The 15,119-nt window shown below is 70.4% G+C and carries 18 protein-coding genes; 8 read left to right on the plus strand and 10 right to left on the minus strand.

Annotated features, from left to right (window positions below; genetic code table 11):
- Positions 1 to 62: 62 nt before the first annotated feature.
- Complete coding sequence (locus tag ACGFMK_RS39590; protein ID WP_392774397.1) at positions 63 to 698, minus strand: PadR family transcriptional regulator; 636 nt, start codon at positions 696 to 698, stop codon at positions 63 to 65.
- Positions 699 to 779: 81 nt separating this feature from the next.
- Entirely contained in the window at positions 780 to 2,426 is a 1,647-nt protein-coding gene (locus tag ACGFMK_RS39595) for a TM0106 family RecB-like putative nuclease (protein WP_392774399.1), read from the minus strand.
- Between the two features lie 90 nt (positions 2,427 to 2,516).
- On the opposite strand from ACGFMK_RS39595, the gene ACGFMK_RS39600 reads away from it, so the two are divergent.
- The gene (locus ACGFMK_RS39600) at positions 2,517 to 2,978 is read left to right on the plus strand and encodes a DUF6474 family protein (protein ID WP_392774401.1); all 462 of its coding nucleotides are present in this window, start codon (positions 2,517 to 2,519) and stop codon (positions 2,976 to 2,978) included.
- 3 nt (positions 2,979 to 2,981) lie between these two features.
- On the opposite strand, the gene ACGFMK_RS39605 is transcribed toward ACGFMK_RS39600, so the two are convergent.
- Complete coding sequence (locus ACGFMK_RS39605; protein ID WP_392774403.1) at positions 2,982 to 3,365, minus strand: PPOX class F420-dependent oxidoreductase; 384 nt, start codon at positions 3,363 to 3,365, stop codon at positions 2,982 to 2,984.
- 14 nt (positions 3,366 to 3,379) lie between these two features.
- Positions 3,380 to 3,973, minus strand: coding sequence for a dihydrofolate reductase family protein (locus tag ACGFMK_RS39610; RefSeq protein WP_392774427.1), 594 nt, complete (start codon positions 3,971 to 3,973; stop codon positions 3,380 to 3,382).
- A gap of 89 nt (positions 3,974 to 4,062) precedes the next feature.
- On the opposite strand from ACGFMK_RS39610, the gene ACGFMK_RS39615 reads away from it, so the two are divergent.
- Positions 4,063 to 4,515, plus strand: coding sequence for a winged helix-turn-helix transcriptional regulator (locus ACGFMK_RS39615; RefSeq protein WP_392774405.1), 453 nt, complete (start codon positions 4,063 to 4,065; stop codon positions 4,513 to 4,515).
- 55 nt (positions 4,516 to 4,570) lie between these two features.
- Here ACGFMK_RS39615 and ACGFMK_RS39620 read toward each other — a convergent pair whose 3' ends face one another.
- The 4 genes from ACGFMK_RS39620 to ACGFMK_RS39635 are packed head-to-tail and all read right to left on the minus strand — an operon-like array spanning position 4,571 to position 8,133.
- Positions 4,571 to 5,539, minus strand: coding sequence for a glycine betaine ABC transporter substrate-binding protein (locus ACGFMK_RS39620; RefSeq protein WP_392774406.1), 969 nt, complete (start codon positions 5,537 to 5,539; stop codon positions 4,571 to 4,573).
- Positions 5,536 to 6,315: an ABC transporter permease gene (locus ACGFMK_RS39625; protein ID WP_392774408.1), complete on the minus strand. Its 780-nt coding sequence runs from the start codon at positions 6,313 to 6,315 to the stop codon at positions 5,536 to 5,538. The genes ACGFMK_RS39620 and ACGFMK_RS39625 overlap by 4 nt, the downstream gene beginning before the upstream one ends.
- Positions 6,312 to 7,499 (minus strand): ABC transporter ATP-binding protein, encoded by a 1,188-nt coding sequence (locus ACGFMK_RS39630; protein ID WP_392774410.1) that lies wholly within the window; start codon positions 7,497 to 7,499, stop codon positions 6,312 to 6,314. Before ACGFMK_RS39630 ends, ACGFMK_RS39625 begins: the two co-directional genes overlap by 4 nt.
- Positions 7,486 to 8,133 carry an ABC transporter permease gene (locus tag ACGFMK_RS39635; protein ID WP_392774412.1) on the minus strand — a complete coding sequence of 216 codons (648 nt, stop codon included), beginning with the start codon at positions 8,131 to 8,133 and terminating at the stop codon, positions 7,486 to 7,488. The genes ACGFMK_RS39630 and ACGFMK_RS39635 overlap by 14 nt, the downstream gene beginning before the upstream one ends.
- Before the next feature lie 294 nt (positions 8,134 to 8,427).
- Between ACGFMK_RS39635 and ACGFMK_RS39640 the strand changes: the two genes are divergently transcribed.
- The 4 genes from ACGFMK_RS39640 to ACGFMK_RS39655 all read left to right on the plus strand — a co-directional run bounded on the left by ACGFMK_RS39640 (position 8,428) and on the right by ACGFMK_RS39655 (position 11,366).
- Entirely contained in the window at positions 8,428 to 8,931 is a 504-nt protein-coding gene (locus ACGFMK_RS39640) for a hypothetical protein (protein ID WP_392774413.1), read from the plus strand.
- Between the two features lie 76 nt (positions 8,932 to 9,007).
- Positions 9,008 to 9,769, plus strand: coding sequence for a YcnI family protein (locus ACGFMK_RS39645; protein WP_392774415.1), 762 nt, complete (start codon positions 9,008 to 9,010; stop codon positions 9,767 to 9,769).
- Positions 9,770 to 10,333 (plus strand): copper resistance protein CopC, encoded by a 564-nt coding sequence (locus ACGFMK_RS39650; protein ID WP_392774417.1) that lies wholly within the window; start codon positions 9,770 to 9,772, stop codon positions 10,331 to 10,333.
- A 4-nt stretch (positions 10,334 to 10,337) separates the two neighbouring features.
- The gene (locus tag ACGFMK_RS39655) at positions 10,338 to 11,366 is read left to right on the plus strand and encodes a copper resistance D family protein (RefSeq protein ID WP_392774419.1); all 1,029 of its coding nucleotides are present in this window, start codon (positions 10,338 to 10,340) and stop codon (positions 11,364 to 11,366) included.
- Positions 11,367 to 11,578: 212 nt separating this feature from the next.
- On the opposite strand, the gene ACGFMK_RS39660 is transcribed toward ACGFMK_RS39655, so the two are convergent.
- Complete coding sequence (locus ACGFMK_RS39660) at positions 11,579 to 12,466, minus strand: phosphotransferase family protein (RefSeq protein ID WP_392774421.1); 888 nt, start codon at positions 12,464 to 12,466, stop codon at positions 11,579 to 11,581.
- 13 nt (positions 12,467 to 12,479) lie between these two features.
- Entirely contained in the window at positions 12,480 to 13,865 is a 1,386-nt protein-coding gene (locus ACGFMK_RS39665; protein ID WP_392774423.1) for a tetratricopeptide repeat protein, read from the minus strand.
- 317 nt (positions 13,866 to 14,182) lie between these two features.
- Between ACGFMK_RS39665 and ACGFMK_RS39670 the strand changes: the two genes are divergently transcribed.
- Positions 14,183 to 14,518, plus strand: coding sequence for a hypothetical protein (locus ACGFMK_RS39670; RefSeq protein WP_323325419.1), 336 nt, complete (start codon positions 14,183 to 14,185; stop codon positions 14,516 to 14,518).
- 13 nt (positions 14,519 to 14,531) lie between these two features.
- Entirely contained in the window at positions 14,532 to 14,954 is a 423-nt protein-coding gene (locus ACGFMK_RS39675; protein ID WP_392774425.1) for a hypothetical protein, read from the plus strand.
- Positions 14,955 to 15,119: the final 165 nt, after the last annotated feature.

Here is a 15,119-nt window from a genome sequence, read left to right on the forward strand (position 1 = left end):
GGGCGTGCTCGGTTCGGGGTCGAGGACCCCGGGCGGTGTGCCAGCACCTCCCGGGGTCCGTGCTACTTCTCTTTTTCCACGAGCTCCCCCAGGTCGTCGGGGAGTTCGCCGGTCTCGTAGAAGCGCCGCCAGGCGTCGATGCCGGGCAGGGCGCCGCCGGTCAGGTCGGCCAGGAAGGCTCGCGTCCAGTCCACCTCGGCGAGCGTCATGGCCAGGTTGTACTCGACCTCCACCAGGAACAGCCGGGGCATCGTCGGGCGCAGCTGCTCGAGCGTCGTCCGCTGGGCCTCGACGTGGTCGTCGAGCTGCGCGATCCGCTGCCGCAGCAGGCTGATCGTCTGGTCCGGGCCGAGCGCCCCCAGCATCGACAGGCCGGCCTGGAACCGCGGGGGCTCCGGCTCGACCGTGCCGACGAGCTCGCGGACCCAGTCCTCGAACTCCGCGCGCCCGGCGTCGGTGATGCCGTAGACGGTCCGCTCGGGCCGCCCACCGTCCTTGACGCTCTCGACGGTCTCGAGGAAGCCGTGTTTCTCCAGGTTCGCGACGACCGTGTAGAGCGAGCCCCACTTGATCGGCATGTCGGCGTCCTTGCCGCGGTGCTTCAGCACGGCCGCCATCTCGTACGGGTGCATCGGGCGTTCGAGCACGACGGACAGCACGGCCAGCCCGAGCATGTTGCCGACCTTCCGCCGCTTCACGCTGCCTCCTCGTCAACGAATACTCGTGGACGAATATACGCAAGACGCGCCAGCAGGCAAGTGTCTTAGTAGACGAAACAATCAGATGTCGAACATGTACGGGATCTCGGCCTGGGCGCGCTCGCTGATCCACTCGCGCAGGGCCCGGGTCGCGAGGACGTCGTCCTCGTTGTAACGCAGGAGCCGCTCGCGCTGGCTGTCGTCCGGTACCTCGCCGTCCATGCCGACGGCGTCGCGGTACCAGCGCATCGACGCCTCACCGCCCGCCTCCGGATCACGCCAGGAGAACCCGGCGGCCGGCGCGATCACCTTCAGGCCCTTGCCCTGGGAGCACAGGAACTGGTCGGTGACGCTGCGGAAGAGGTCGACCCACTCCTCGGAGTCCACAAAGGACTGGACTTCCTTCTTCGTGGGAATGCCCAGGTGGTCGCCGAAGCGCTCGACCGAACCGAAGAGCCAGCGGTTCTCGGCGAGCGCGTTGTAGCAGTAGGCGCGGAACGTCAGCCCCGCCGCTTCGGTGCGCTCGCGGACGTCGGTCAGCCAGGCCCAGAACTCGGCGAAGGAGCGGGCCTCGTCGCCGGTCGGCAGCGGGTCCCACGTCGCGAACGCGCGGTAACCCGGCTCCAGGCCGATGTCCGCGCCGGTGAGCAGGCAGCCCCAGAGGTACGCGCCGGCGTCGCCGAAGCTCTCCATGTCGACGTCGACCTCGACGTCGCCGCGCGGCACGTCGACCCGGTCGACGCGGCGGACGAGCGTGAGGCCGGCCAGCCAGGCGCGGGCGAGCACCACGGCGTCCGGGAACGTCACGCCGGTCCAGTTGATCACCGGCGCTTCGCCCGCCGGGTCGAGCGCGGCCAGGTTGTCCACAGTGGACACGCCGGCCCGGCGCAGCTCCATCGCGTCCTCGCCGCGCACCACAAGACTGACGTCCCGGGTCTCGGTGAGCATCGCCTCGCACGTCGGCCACCACGGGCAGCGGCGGCACTCCAGCACCCGCGACGGCTCGGCCAGCGGCTCCTCGCCGTTCGCGGCGGCGTTGGCGATGGCGAGCCGGTCGGCGAACCGGGCCTGGTACTCGGTGATCGCGCTGCGCCCGTTCGGCCAGGTGCCCGCGGTGAGGTCGTGCCAGACGACGACGTCGGCGTCGAGGCCGATCACGCCGCCGAGGACGAGGCTTTCGTCGGCCTGCCCGAGCGTCTGCAGCATCCGGCGGATGTGCACGAGCCGGAGCTGGTCCCGCGGCTGCGAGCGCACCTTGCGACCGCCGTCGGACGCGCGGTGGGCCGGGTCGAGGTCGGTCATCTCCGTGACGATCGCGCCGGTGCCGCGGTCGGTGATCCGGTGGCGCACCACGAGCACCGGGGTGTACCCGCGCTCGGTCCGGACGAGCAGGTCGATGCCGCCACGCCGGTGCCCGGCCGGATCGACCGGCAGCAGCGCGCCCCAGATGTAGCGCGCCCCGGCGGCGAAGGCCTGCTCGGTGCGTTCGACACGCTCGCCCGCGGAGAGGTCGCGGTCGATCTTCACCCACTGTTCCGGACCACCGGTCGCGGCCATCAGCCGCTGCACGATGTCCTCGCGATGCGCTGTGGCGTCGGCGATCCGCTGCTGGGCCGTCGGGTCCGGCGGCGACAGCGGGACCTCGCGCATCGAAGGATCGTGTTCGAGGTGCACGCGCCGCCGGCAGCGGCTGACCGCTCCCGCGTCGAGTACCACCTCGCCCTTCATGGAGATCACTCTAGATTCCCACCGCCGAGCCGACATGCCCGCCACCCGGGCGACCAGTAAGTTCGACTTCGACACGTCGCAGGAGGTGCCATGGCGCGCAAGGCCAAGGTCGAGGGTGAAGGCCGATTCACCCCCAAGAAGGCGAAGAACGCGGTCGCGGTGGCCAAGGTGCTCGGGCCGGTCGTGATCCCCGTGGTCGCGCCGTACGCCGTGCGCGCGGCGGGCGCGGCCCGGGAGGTGTACGACCGCTACCAGGCACGCAAGCTCGGGGTCGCGGTCGACCAGCTCGGCAACTACACGGGCCGTGGCGCGGCCCTGCACGCCCGGATCGCGGGCATCGCCGAGGGCTGCCGGGAGCTGCAGAAGTCCGAAAAGGCCACGCCCGCGGACGTCGAGTTCGCGAAGGACTCGCTCGGGACGCTGGAACAGCTGTCGGCGACGGTCCGCGCGGCCGAGCGGATGCCGGCGGCGCGCCGGAAGTCGGCGCACCGCGCGGTGGCCGGCGAGCTGGAGCGGTTGGAGGGCCAGCTGCTGCACCGCCTGGGCATCTAGGCCTCAGCGCATCCCCACCTGCTGGTACTCGGGCTCGATGAGCGCGACGTGCCGGTTCTGCTCGCGCGGGTACGGGCCGCCGGTGTACTTCTCCGAGATCCGGTCGATGATCGCCCAGCCGGCGTCGCCGTCGACCCATTCGACGACCTTGCCGCGGATGATGACCGGCTGGAACGGGTTGCCGTCCGGTGTCAGGGAGATCGCGACCCGCGGGTCGCGGCGCAGGTTGCGCGCCTTGCGGGAGTCCGGGCCGGTGAACACGGCGATGTGGTCGCCGTGGGTGCCGATCCAGAGCGGAACGGCGTGCGGGCCGCCGTCGGGCAGCACGCTCGCGAGGTGGGCGATCGGGGTGCCATCGAGGATTTCGCGGACGTCGTCGTTGATCATGGTGCTGGGCTCCTTCAGTTTTCGACTGCGTAGTGAAGATGGGTCACGCCGGGCGCCGGGACAACTTCCAGGAGGCGCAGACCCACGTGCGCGGGCAGCGCCTGGAAGAACGGGCGGCCGCCGCCGAGCAGGATCGGCACCTGGTGCAGCACGACCTCGTCGACCAGACCCGCCTTGAGCGCCTCGGTCAGGACACCGCCGCCCATCAGGCCGACGTCCTTGGCGCCCGCGATCTCACGCGCCGCCGCGATCGCGTCCTCGACGCCGGTGGTGACGAGGGTCTGCCGGGCGGTCAGTTCGGGCGCCGGGCGGTGGCTGAGCAGGACGAGCGGAGCCGCCGGGTGCGGGCTGCCGCCGCCGAAGTGCTCGGAATCCTCGTAGGTGTTCCGGCCCGCGACGATCGCGCCCACCCGCCCGGCGGCCGCGTCGAAGACCCGGGCGCTGGGCTCGCTCAGCTTGAAGCCGTCGAACACCGCACTGGGCGTGTCCCCGCCGAAGTACCAGTCGAAGAGCGTCCCGCCGTCGCCGAGCCCCTGGCCGGGGCGCGGCCCGGTGCCGGTGATGTACCCGTCGACCGACACCGCGTGAGCGCCGAAGACCTTGCCCATCTCGTCATCCTCCCAGAGTTCCTTCAAGAGACTCCAGAACCGTAGCAGCCAGAGTTCCCTAAGGGAACCCAGAGGGGTAGACTGGGTTCATGCAGCGCACGAACTTCGGCGGGATGGCGTGCTCGATCGCGCGCACGCTCGACGTCATCGGGGAGCCCTGGTCGCCGCTGATCCTGCGCGACGTCTGGGTCGGCTTCACCCGGTTCGAGCAGCTCCAGGCGGACCTCGGCATCTCGCGCAAGGTCCTGACCGAGCGGCTCAACCACCTCGTGGAGCATGACGTGCTCGAACGGCGGCCCTACGACCAGCGGCCGCGCTACGAGTACGTCCTGACGGAACGCGGCACCGACCTCGTCGACCTGCTCATGGTGCTGGCCGGCTGGGGTGACAAGTGGCTCGCCGGCGAGGCGGGACCGCCGGTGGTCTACCGCCACCACGGGTGCGGCGAGATCAGCGCGGCCGGCCTGCGGTGCACGCACTGCGGCGAGCCGATGCACGCCCGCGACGTCGACCCGCTGCCCGGTCCGGGCGCGGCCGCCTGAGACAGCGAAACGGCCGGGCAGCGTGCGCTGCCCGGCCGTTCCCCGTCGTGGCGGGCTACTTCACGAAGCCCTTCTTGACCATCCAGTCGTGGGCCACCTTGCCCGCGTCCTGGCCGTCGACGTCGACCTGCTTGCAGAGCTGGACCATCTGCTCGTTGTCGATCGCCGCGCTGATCTTCTCCAGCGGGCCGCGCAGGTCCGGGTGCGCCTTGATGAAGTCCGTGCGCAGCGTCGCGACCGCGTTGTACTGCGGGAACGCCTTCTTGTCGTCCTCGAGCACCCGCAGGTTGAGCCCGGAGATCCGGCCGTCGGTGGTGAACACCTCGCCGACCGGGCACGTGCCACCCGCGACCGCCGAGTAGATCGTGCCGATGCCGAAGTTCTCGATCTTCGGGTTCTGGAAGCCGTAGGCCTTCACCGCGGCCGGGAACCCGTCCTGGCGGCTGGTGAACTCCGTCTCCAGGCAGAACACGTTCTGGTCCGGCTTCTGCTTGAGGAACGCCGCGAGGTCCGACGTCGTCTTCAGGTTGTTCTTCGCGCCGTACGCCTCGGTGACGGCGAAGGCGTACTGGTCGTTGAGCGGCGAGTAGTTCAGCCAGGTGACGCCGAACTTCTCTTCGTCCGCCTTGGCCGTGGCTTCGTACTGGGCCTTCTCACCACCGGGCACCGGGAGCTCGTTGCCCTGGTAGTTGATCCAGCCCGTGCCGGTGTACTCCCACGTCACGTCGGTCTGCCCGGTGAGCAGCGCCTGCCGCGAGGAGTTGGACCCCTTGATGTCCGACAGGTCGACGACGTCCGCGCCCGCCGCGGTCAGGGCCATCTCGGCCATGTAGGCCAGGATGATGTTCTCGGTGAAGTCCTTCGACCCCACCGTGACCTTCAGCCCCTGCAGCGACGGGATCGGCTGGATCGTGCCCGGCTGGATGTCGTAGGGCACCGCCTGGTTGACGGTCAGCCCGCAGGCCGAGAGCGTCGCGCCCAGCACCGCCACCCCGAAGAGGGCTTTCAATCGGCGGAGTTTCATCGCAGCCCCTTCGGTCCGAAGAACTGTTCGGCGACCGCGCCGAGCCAGTCGACCAGCAGCGCGAGCGCCACGGCCAGCACCGAACCGGTGACGAGCACCGAGGTCAGGTTCAGCTTGTACCCGGTGTCGATGAGCAGCCCGAACCCGCCGGCGTTGACGAACATGCCGAACGTCGCGGTGCCGACCGCCAGCACCAGGGAGGTGCGGAGACCGGCCAGGATCAGCGGGACGGCCAGCGGCATCTCGACCCGCCACAGGACGGCGGCCGCCGACATCCCGATGCCGCGGCCCGCGTCGATGAGCGACTCGTCGACCTGCTGGATGCCGACCATCGTGTTCCGCAGCACCGGCAGCAGCGAGTAGAAGGCCAGCGGCAGCGCCGCCACCCACAGCCCGCCGGTCGCGCCGGTGACGATGAACCACAGCACCAGCACACCGAGCGCGGGCGCGGCCTGGCCGATGTTCGCGATCGCCAGGAAGACCGGCGCGAGGAACCGCGCCCACGGCCGCGTCACGATCACCCCGAGCGGCACCGCGACCAGTACGACGATCGCGGTCACCACCAGCGTCATCAGCACGTGGTCGCCCAGCGCCGTGAACAGCGACGTGGCGTTGAGCGTCTCCTTCTCGGTGGCGTTCAGGCCGCTCGAGAACACCCAGATCAGCGTCACGGCGACGATCACCAGTACGACCACGGGCTGCGCGAACAGCCGGACGCGTTCCGCGCGCTTGGAGCCGGATTCGGTGGAAAAGCCGGTATCGACGGCAGCCGTCATGCGGACACCTCCTCACCGTTCGTGTGCTCTTCACGCAGGTGCTGGATGGTCGCGATCACGGTGTCCAGCTGGATGGTGCCCGCGTACTCGCCGCGCGCGCCGGTCACCGGCACCGAACCGCCCTCGGCGAGCATCGCCTCGAGCGCGTCCTGCAGCGTCGACTGCAGGCTGACGAGGTCGCGCAGGGGCCGTCCGGCGGTCGCCAGCGACGACCCCGCCGTCAGCTCACGCACGTGCGCCCAGCGGATCGGCCGCTTGCGCTGGTCGAGCACCAGGGCGAAGTGCTTGCGCTGGTCTTCGAGCTTCTTGCGGACCTCGGCCGGGTCGTCGTCGACCGTCGCGGTCAGCGCGTCCTGCTGGAGCTCGACGTCGCGGACCCGCAGCAGGGTCAGCTGCTTCAGCGACGCGCCCGCCCCGACGAAGCCGGCGACCGTGTCGTTGGCCGGGTTCGCCAGGATCGCTTCGGGGGTGTCGTACTGCAGGATCGTCGACTGGTTGCCCAGCACCGCGATCTTGTCGCCGAGCTTCACTGCCTCGTCGAAGTCGTGCGTGACGAAGACGATCGTCTTCTTCAGCTCCGTCTGCAGCCGCAGGAGCTCGTCCTGCAGGTTGCCGCGGGTGATCGGGTCGACCGCGCCGAACGGCTCGTCCATCAGCAGCACCGGCGGGTCCGCCGCCAGCGCGCGGGCGACGCCGACCCGCTGCTGCTGACCACCGGAGAGCTGCCGCGGGAAGCGCTCGCGGAAGTCCGACGGGTCGAGGCCGACCAGGTCCATCATCTCTTCGACCCGGTCGTTGACCCGCTTCTTGTCCCAGCCGAGCAGGCCCGGCACGACCGCGATGTTCTGCGCGACGGTGAAGTGGGGGAAGAGCCCGGCCTGCTGGATCGCGTAGCCGGTCCGGCGGCGCAGGGTGTCGACGTCCAGCTTGAGCGCGTCGTCGCCGCCGATGGTGATCCGGCCCGACGTCGGCTGCACCAGCCGGTTGATCATCCGCATCGTGGTGGTCTTGCCGCAGCCGGAGGGGCCGACGAAGACGACGATCTTCCCGGCGGGCACGACCATCGAGAAGTCCTCGACGGCCGCTTCGCGGGTGCCGGGGTACTTCTTCGTGACGTGTTCCAGTTCGATCTCGACGCCGGAGACCCCGTCTTCTTCTGTCACAGCGTTCTCAGCCACGGACACCCCTCGAAATGGTGAAGCGCTTGATCAGGACGTAGACGCCGTCGAGGATCAGGGCGAGGATGACCACCCCGACCGTGCCGGTGACGGCTTGGTTGAGGGAGTTCGTGCTCCCCGCGTTCGTGAGCCCGGAGAAGACCTCGGCGCCGAAGCCCGGGCCCTTCGCGTAGGCGGAGATCACCGCGATGCCCATCAGCATCTGCGTCGCGACCCGCATGCCGGTGAGGATCGCCGGCCAGGCCAGCCGCAGCTCGACCCGGGTGAGCACACCGAAGCGGCTCATCCCGATGCCGCGCGCGGCGTCCGTGATCGCCGGGTCGACGCCGTCGAGCCCCACGATGGTGTTCCGGACGATCGGCAGGAGGCCGTACAGCACCAGCGCGATGACGGCCGTCGTCGGACCGAGCCCGGAGATCGGGATCAGCAGGCCCAGGAGGGCGAACGACGGAACCGTGAGGATCGTGCTGGCCAGCGCGGTGGCCACGGCCGACCCGATCGGGCTGCGGTAGACCGCCACCCCGATCAGCACGCCGATGACCGCCGCCAGGATCGTGCACTGCACCACCAGGCTGGTGTGCAGGTAGGCCTCCAGCCACAACTTGCTCGCCCGGTCCGAGATGTACTCGAAGAGATTCATCCGTGTCCGCACTCCCGCCCGCGTCCGTGAGGCTTCACCCGAACGGGCTAGCTCCTGACCGACGGCTCAGTACCCACCGTGCTCCGAAGCCAAACCCCCGTCCCAGGCCTCATTGATTCCGACACCGTTCCGTATCCGCGCGTGATCGGCAACAAAAACCCTGAACCGATCCCGACCGGGAACCGTGAACTTCGTGTGTGCTCACTTGACGGGATCGGAAGATCACCCGTCGGGGCGTCACTTAGGCTGCTCGGCATGAGCACTTCAGGACGGCGTCCCGCCGTGCTAGGTGCTATGCGCGGAGTGTCACTCGGCGTGAGCGCGGGAGCGCTTTCCGTCACCGCGCACCGGCTCGCCGACGGCGGGCTGCCGGACCCGGCGATGACCGTGCTGCTGAGCGCGCTGTTCGGCTGGACGGCGACCGCGCTGGCCCGCAAGGCCCGCGGCCCGGTCGCCACGATCACTCTCCTGGGTGCCGCCCAGCTGGTGATGCACCTGCTGCTCACGACGCTCGCCGGGCACCACGACATGTACACGATGCCGGGTGAAGGCCTCGGCATGGTCGCCGCGCACGCCGTCGCGACCGTGCTCACCGCGCTCCTGCTCTCCCGCGCGGACGAGACGCTGCTCGCCCTGCTCGCCGCGTTGCGCGCGATCCTGCCGCGGCTGCTCGGCCCGCTGCCGGTGCCGGTCGCGCCCGCCGCCCTCGTCCCGGCCCGCACCGCGGCGCCGAGCCACCTCGTCGGCGTCGACCTGCGCCGGATCCGCGGGCGGCGCGGCCCGCCCGCCCACTCCTGACCTCGAACTTTTCCCCTTCACGGCCCGGTCCCCGAACCGTGCCGTCCCCTTTTTTGAGTTCATCAGGAGTGAACCCATGTCCCAGCACGTCTTCAAGCGCGCCGGTTTCCTCGCCGCCACCATCGGTGTCGCCGGTCTCCTCGGCACCGGCGTCGCCTCCGCGCACGTCACGGCCAACGTCTACGGCGCCCAGCCGACGAAGGGCGGCTACGCGGCGATCGTGTTCCGCGTGCCGAGTGAAGAGCCGACGACCATGACCACCAAGGTCGCCGTCGACTTCAAGGCCGACTACGGCATCGGCAGCGTGCGGACCAAGCCGATCCCCGGCTGGACCGCCGACGTCACCAAGTCGAAGCTGCCGGCCCCGATCACCAAGGACAACGGCACCCAGATCACCGAGGCCGTCACCGCGGTGACGTGGACCGCGGCCCCGGGCAGCGAGCTCAAGTCCACCAATTACCAGGAGTTCGAGGTCAGCTTCGGCCCGTTGCCGTCCAACGTGGACGAGGTCGAGTTCCCGGCCCACCAGACCTACAGCGACGGCAAGGTCGTCGACTGGAACCAGCCGACCCCGGCGGGTGGCGAGGAGCCGGAGCACCCGGCGCCGGTCGTCAAGCTGGCCGCGAAGGCCGCGGAAGGCGACGACCACGCCGCCATGGGCGCGAACACCGCGGCGACCACCGGAGAGCACACTGAAGCCGCGGCGGCGACATCCGACAACACGGCGCGCTGGCTCGGCGGTGCCGGGCTGCTCGTCGGCGCGATCGGCGTCGGCGTCGGTGCCGGCGCGACCATCCGCGCCCGCAAGGCCACGGCGAAGTCTGGAGGCGCCAGCTAAATGCGCAAGGCGCTCGTCGCGCTGGCGTTGACGGTGGTGGCCGTGCTCGGCACGGCCACCCCGGCGCTCGCGCACAACGTGCTGATCTCCGCCGACCCGGCGAACGGCTCGTCCGTCGCGGCCGGGCCGCCGAAGATCAGCTTGACGTTCGACCAGTACGTGCAGGGCGCGGACGTCAACCAGATCGCGGTGACCGGACCCGGCGGCGGCCAGTGGGCCGAGGGGCCGATCAGCGTGGTCGACAACGTCATCAGCGCGCCGCTGCGGCCGCTCGGACCGGCCGGGAAGTACACCATCGGCTACCGGGTGCTGTCCGCAGACGGCCACCCCGTGACGGGTGAGCTCTCGTTCACCCTCACCACCGCGGGCTCCGGCACGCCGGCGACCGTGGACGCGGCGAAGTCACCCGGCGGCTCCGGTGCGCAGGCGACGTCGCAGTCGTCCTCGACCGGGGTGCCGATCTGGGTGTGGATCGCCGGCGCGGTCGTCCTGCTGGCGATCGGGCTGACCGTCGCCCTGCGCGCGGGCGGTTCGGAAGCCAAGGCCGTGGAAGAGAAGAAGTAGCACGATGACGCAGGCCGAGACCACCACGAAGCCCCGCTACGCGACGCTGCTCTGCGTCGTGACCGCGGGGCTGCTGGGCGCCCTCATCGGCGTCGCGCTCACCGCCACCACCCCGGTCCCCGGTGTGGTGCAGCCCGCCGCGGTGGTCTCGGCCGGCATCCCGATCGTCCGGGTGCTGCTCGACCTGGCCGCGGTCACCACGATCGGCCTGTCCCTGCTCTCGGTCCTGGTCGGCTACGACCGGCCGAAGCTCACCGAGCCGATCATGCGGCTGGCCCGCCCGGCCGGCGTCGCGGCCGCGCTCGTCTGGGCCACCACGTCGGTCGTCGCGCTGATCCTGCAGACCGCGGAGTACAAACCCGGCTCCTCGACGCTCTCGGCGGCCGACATCGGCGACTACATCGCGAACGTCGGCGCGGGGAAGGCACTCGTCATCGTCGCCGCGCTGTCCCTCGCGCACGCCGGGATCGGCGCGCTCGCCCTGCGGTACGGCGAGAAGATCCCGGCCGAGGTCCGCGTCGGGCTCGGGCTGTTCGCGCTGCTGCCGCTGCCGGTCACCGGCCACGCGTCGAACTGGAGCTACCACGACTACACGATGATCTCGATGGAGCTGCACGTCATGAGCGCGGTCGCCTGGACCGGCGGCCTCGGCGCGATGACCGTGCTCCTCGTGGCGAACCGGACGCTGCTCGCGCACGCGATGCCCCGGTTCTCGAAGCTCGCGACGCTCTGCCTGGTCATCTCCGCGGCGACCGGGCTGTTCAACGGCCTGATCGAGATCTCGCTCAACCCGACCATCGGGTTCTGGGCGGCGATCTTCACGACGCCGTACGGGCAGCTGCTCATCCTCAAGCTCGTCTGCACCGGCGCGATCGCGCTGCTCGGCGCGAACCTCCGCTGGCGGCTGATGCCGCAGATCGTCCGGCACAACCGCACGGCGCTCGCGTCGTGGGCGACGCTCGAGCTGACCGTCATGGGATTGGCGTTCGGCTTCGCCGTCGTGCTGACGCGGGCGCCGGTAGTCGCCTCCTGATCGCACGTCCACGCAGGTAGAACCGGGTGCGGAGTCACGGCGTGTAGCTGCAACTTGCGCATTGGAATGACTGGGCATCCATTGGAGGTGACCGGTCGGGCAGAACTTTCTACCCAGAGCAGGCCCTATTCCTGAAGCGACGAACGGTCTTTCGCAGCCGTCGAATGCACGTGCAGAATGTGGTGCCCGTCACACGAAGTGACAGTTCCGGCTCAGCGGTAACGCGTCCACCGGACGTCCGTTCGGCCGTTGCGGAGGTCGTCCAGACGGCGGAACAGCTCCGGCCGCACCTGGGGCCGGCTGCGCAGGATCGGCAGCACGCTGGTCGTCAGCTTCAGTTCGCGGATCCCCCGGAGCACCGCGAAGCCGGGCCAGGAGGTCACGTCGAAGCCGTACGCCGCGGCGAACGTCCGGTACTGCACCGGCGGGTCCCCGAACCGCTCACGGCCGACGGCCAGCGGCGTCAGGTCCCATTCCGGCGGGCCGACGCACGAGGAGTCGAAGTCGCAGAGCACCGGGCCGTCCGGGCCGGGGATGACGTTGCCGGGGTACGCGTCGCCGTGGACGAGGCCCCGGGGCAGCGGGAACTCCAGTTCGGACAGTGCGGCCTCGAGCTCGGCGCAGCGCTCCAGCAGGAACGCGCGGTCCTCGGCGCTGATCTCCTCGGCGTCGGACACCCGGGCCCGCACCGCGGCGAACGGCGCCCACTCGGCCAGGCCCTCCGGGGCGGGGAGCGCGTGCACCTGGCGCAGCAGCCGGGCCAGGTCGGCGGTCGTCGCCGGGCGGCCGATGGTCGGCACCTGGTGCCACACGGTCACGAGGTGTTCGCCGACCTCCATCGGCTGCTCGACGCGGTCGAGCAGCCGGATCGCCGGGACACCGTGCTCTTCGAAGTGGCGGGCGACGCGGACCACGGTCCCGACGCGGTGCCGGAGCTGGGTCGAGCCGACGATCCGGACCACTACCGGGGCCGTGACCAGCGCGTACACCGCGTTGTTGGTGAACCGCAACAGCCGCGCGCCGGCCGGGTCGAGGTCGAGCAGCGCGCAGGTCTCGGCCAGCACGCCTCGCAACTTGCCGGGGGTGAACCGTCCGTCCAAGACGGTTCCGGCGTTACGCGGCGTAGAAAGCGTGGAGGCGGTCGGCGAGGTCACGCGCGTCGGCGTTGTTGCGGCGGCGCTCGGCCTCCTCCTGGAGGGGCCGCATCCGGTCCTTGACGCGCTCGGACTTGATGCCCTCGGCGCAGTCGATGGCCTTGCCGCCGACCTTGGAACCGTGGTCGAGGTCGCCGTCCAGCAGGTGGTTCGTGGCCAGCGCGCTCAACATGAAGGTCTTGGAGCGGGCCATCTCGTCGTCGTAGGAGTCGACGGCCCTGGTCAGCGCCGGAATGGCGAACTTGGTGTGCTCGGCGTTCTTTTGCGCGAGGACGGTGTGGACGGTGCCGACCATGGCGTAGACGTCGGTCTCGGTGAAGAACTTCACCCAGGACTCGGCTTCGGCCAGGTTGGCGCGCTCGAACTCGTCCTTGCTCCGGCCGAGCAGCTTCACCGCCTGCTCCTCGTTGCCCATCATCGCGTAGGCCCAGGCCTCGTTCGCGCAGAGCACGGAGACGGCCAGCTCGGAGCCGGATTCCTGGGCGGCGATCTGGCCGAGCTGGAACAGCTTCAGCGCGTCGTTCGGGGCGTCCTGGTGCAGGTAGACGCGGCCCATGCGGTACAGCACGTTGGCCACCAGCGGGTGGTTGTCCCCCTGCTTGGCCAGGTCCAGCGCGTTCGCGAAGTGGCCGCGGGCGGAGTCCATCAGCCCGGTGTCGAACGAGGTCCAGCCGGCCAGCGAGTGCAGGTCGGCGAGCGCGACGTACAGCCGGTTCTTCACCACGTCGGTGCCGTTGGACTCGAGCATCTGCTGCCCCCAGGACAGCTGCGCCACGACGGCGTCGCGGCAGAACCCGCCGCCGTACTGGTAGTCCAGGGCGCGCAGGGCGCGCGTCGCGGCTTCCACCTGGCGCACGTCGGTCATGCCGATGCGCCCGGGAGCCGGCGTCCGCGCCGGTCCCGCCGACCACGTGCCCGATTCCGGACCGAACACCGCCGCACCCATCGTGACCTGGGCGGCGTGCGCGAGGAACCTCCGTCGCTTCACGGACTCGTCCTCCTCAGCCTGCTGGCCGTCGGCGGAGCCGACGACGCGTATCGCCGTGGCCTCGTCGTAGGCGAGGCCCATGTATCCACGTTGGACACCCAGGCCGTCGGCGATCCGCGTGAGGACGTCGTAGGCCATGACCTGGCGACCCTTGAGGATCTCCGACACCTCGGACTGGGACTGGCCGGTCATCGCGGCGATCTGGCGCTGCGAGACACCGTGCTTGCGAAGGAGCCGGTAGACGGCGCTGATCTCGCGAGTGGCGAGAGCAGCTCTCATCTCGGGCTGCTCCCACGCGTCGGCGGGAACGGCGTGGCTCTGCCGGGCTTCGGCACCGCCACCGTTACTGGCGTCCATCGCGCCCCCTCCACTGTCCGGTCGGGCGTCTGTGAAACAGCGTAAGCAAAGCTGTCGAACCATGTGAACCGAGCGAACGACGCCCTGATCGGTCCGGGCGAAGTCCGTTGACCGCTTACCGTGGAACCGAGTCCGGTCACCGCTATGACGCCATTTCGACCTTCTATCGCACCCGGTTTCACCTCACTGTAGTTGTCAGATCTCCGTCACCGCCCGAACACCGGTAGCGATCACGGAGAGCTACGAAAACCGCAGCGTTGTGCAAGGTGCGATGTTGCAGAAGGCAGTTCGAAGAGGACGACAGAGCGGAGAAGGGCGTGGAGTTCGTGGACTCGTTCGCAGGGGGACATGCCGGTACGGCCACTCGCGCCGTGCGGCCGGTGGTCTCTCCCATCTCCGCCGTCCGTCCGGTCACCCCCGCCGCCGCGGTGGACCCCCGCACCGCGGCCGTCCGCCACTACGAAGGCGGACAGCTCGTGTGGCGGGTGCAGTGCGGAGACCTCATCGAGCGCGAGCGCGCGGTGACGGTCTTCGTCGAGGACAACCAGGTGGTACTGGTCTCGCCCCCCGGCGAGACCGCGCGGTTGACGTCCGGCCAGCTCGGACAGCTGCGCGCCGCGCTCAACGAAGCCGCCAAGATGGCGGAAAGGTAACGGTGAGCTGATCATGGATCAGGTACTCGGGCAGGTCCTCCGCAATGCGGTCTGGGAGCGCCTCGACATGCTGACCGACCTGGCGAACCGCGCCGACGCCCAGTCGCTCGTCTCGGTCGCGCGCTCCGAACTCCCTCGCCTGACCGAGGCGTGGCGCGCGATGCTGAAGATGCACGAGCCCGACGAGCGCGGCGACTGCCCCACCTGCTCGACCCGGTGGCACCGCTGCAAGGCGCCGTGCTCGGTCTGGCAGGTCGCGCACGAGCACCTGGTGGCCGGCGGGCTCGCCCCGCAGCAGGCCCCGGCGGCCCGCGGGCTGCAGGGCCGGCGCACGAGCCCGGTGCCGGCGCAGGGCCGTCCGGTCCCCGCCGCCAGCCCGGCTGAAACCACCGGGCGCCACGCCCTGGTCAACCCGCGTCGCGCGGTCACGGCCTGATCCACCCCCAGTCCGGCGAGCGCGGCCGACCGATCGCCCCATCGGACCCGCGCCGGCTCTCGCCGTGGGGCCCGGGCCGGTTTGCCCCCCCCCCCCCCCCGCGCCGACCCCGGCCACGCCCACCCCCCCGCCCCGGACCCCCATAAAACAAAAAAAAAACCGGTA

This window comes from Amycolatopsis sp. NPDC049252 (assembly GCF_043197175.1).
Classification (GTDB): domain Bacteria; phylum Actinomycetota; class Actinomycetes; order Mycobacteriales; family Pseudonocardiaceae; genus Amycolatopsis.

What these genes read in the sequence shown, in the direction of transcription:
- ACGFMK_RS39595 (WP_392774399.1), bottom strand. Translation starts at nt 2,426, where the DNA reads ATGAAGGGCGAGGTGGTACTCGACGCGGGAGCGGTCAGCCGCTGCCGG.
- ACGFMK_RS39600 (WP_392774401.1), top strand. Translation starts at nt 2,517, where the DNA reads ATGGCGCGCAAGGCCAAGGTCGAGGGTGAAGGCCGATTCACCCCCAAG.
- ACGFMK_RS39605 (WP_392774403.1), bottom strand. Translation starts at nt 3,365, where the DNA reads ATGATCAACGACGACGTCCGCGAAATCCTCGATGGCACCCCGATCGCC.
- ACGFMK_RS39610 (WP_392774427.1), bottom strand. Translation starts at nt 3,973, where the DNA reads ATGGGCAAGGTCTTCGGCGCTCACGCGGTGTCGGTCGACGGGTACATC.
- ACGFMK_RS39615 (WP_392774405.1), top strand. Translation starts at nt 4,063, where the DNA reads ATGCAGCGCACGAACTTCGGCGGGATGGCGTGCTCGATCGCGCGCACG.
- ACGFMK_RS39620 (WP_392774406.1), bottom strand. Translation starts at nt 5,539, where the DNA reads ATGAAACTCCGCCGATTGAAAGCCCTCTTCGGGGTGGCGGTGCTGGGC.
- ACGFMK_RS39625 (WP_392774408.1), bottom strand. Translation starts at nt 6,315, where the DNA reads ATGACGGCTGCCGTCGATACCGGCTTTTCCACCGAATCCGGCTCCAAG.
- ACGFMK_RS39635 (WP_392774412.1), bottom strand. Translation starts at nt 8,133, where the DNA reads ATGAATCTCTTCGAGTACATCTCGGACCGGGCGAGCAAGTTGTGGCTG.
- ACGFMK_RS39640 (WP_392774413.1), top strand. Translation starts at nt 8,428, where the DNA reads ATGCGCGGAGTGTCACTCGGCGTGAGCGCGGGAGCGCTTTCCGTCACC.
- ACGFMK_RS39645 (WP_392774415.1), top strand. Translation starts at nt 9,008, where the DNA reads ATGTCCCAGCACGTCTTCAAGCGCGCCGGTTTCCTCGCCGCCACCATC.
- ACGFMK_RS39650 (WP_392774417.1), top strand. Translation starts at nt 9,770, where the DNA reads ATGCGCAAGGCGCTCGTCGCGCTGGCGTTGACGGTGGTGGCCGTGCTC.
- ACGFMK_RS39655 (WP_392774419.1), top strand. Translation starts at nt 10,338, where the DNA reads ATGACGCAGGCCGAGACCACCACGAAGCCCCGCTACGCGACGCTGCTC.
- ACGFMK_RS39665 (WP_392774423.1), bottom strand. Translation starts at nt 13,865, where the DNA reads ATGGACGCCAGTAACGGTGGCGGTGCCGAAGCCCGGCAGAGCCACGCC.
- ACGFMK_RS39675 (WP_392774425.1), top strand. Translation starts at nt 14,532, where the DNA reads ATGGATCAGGTACTCGGGCAGGTCCTCCGCAATGCGGTCTGGGAGCGC.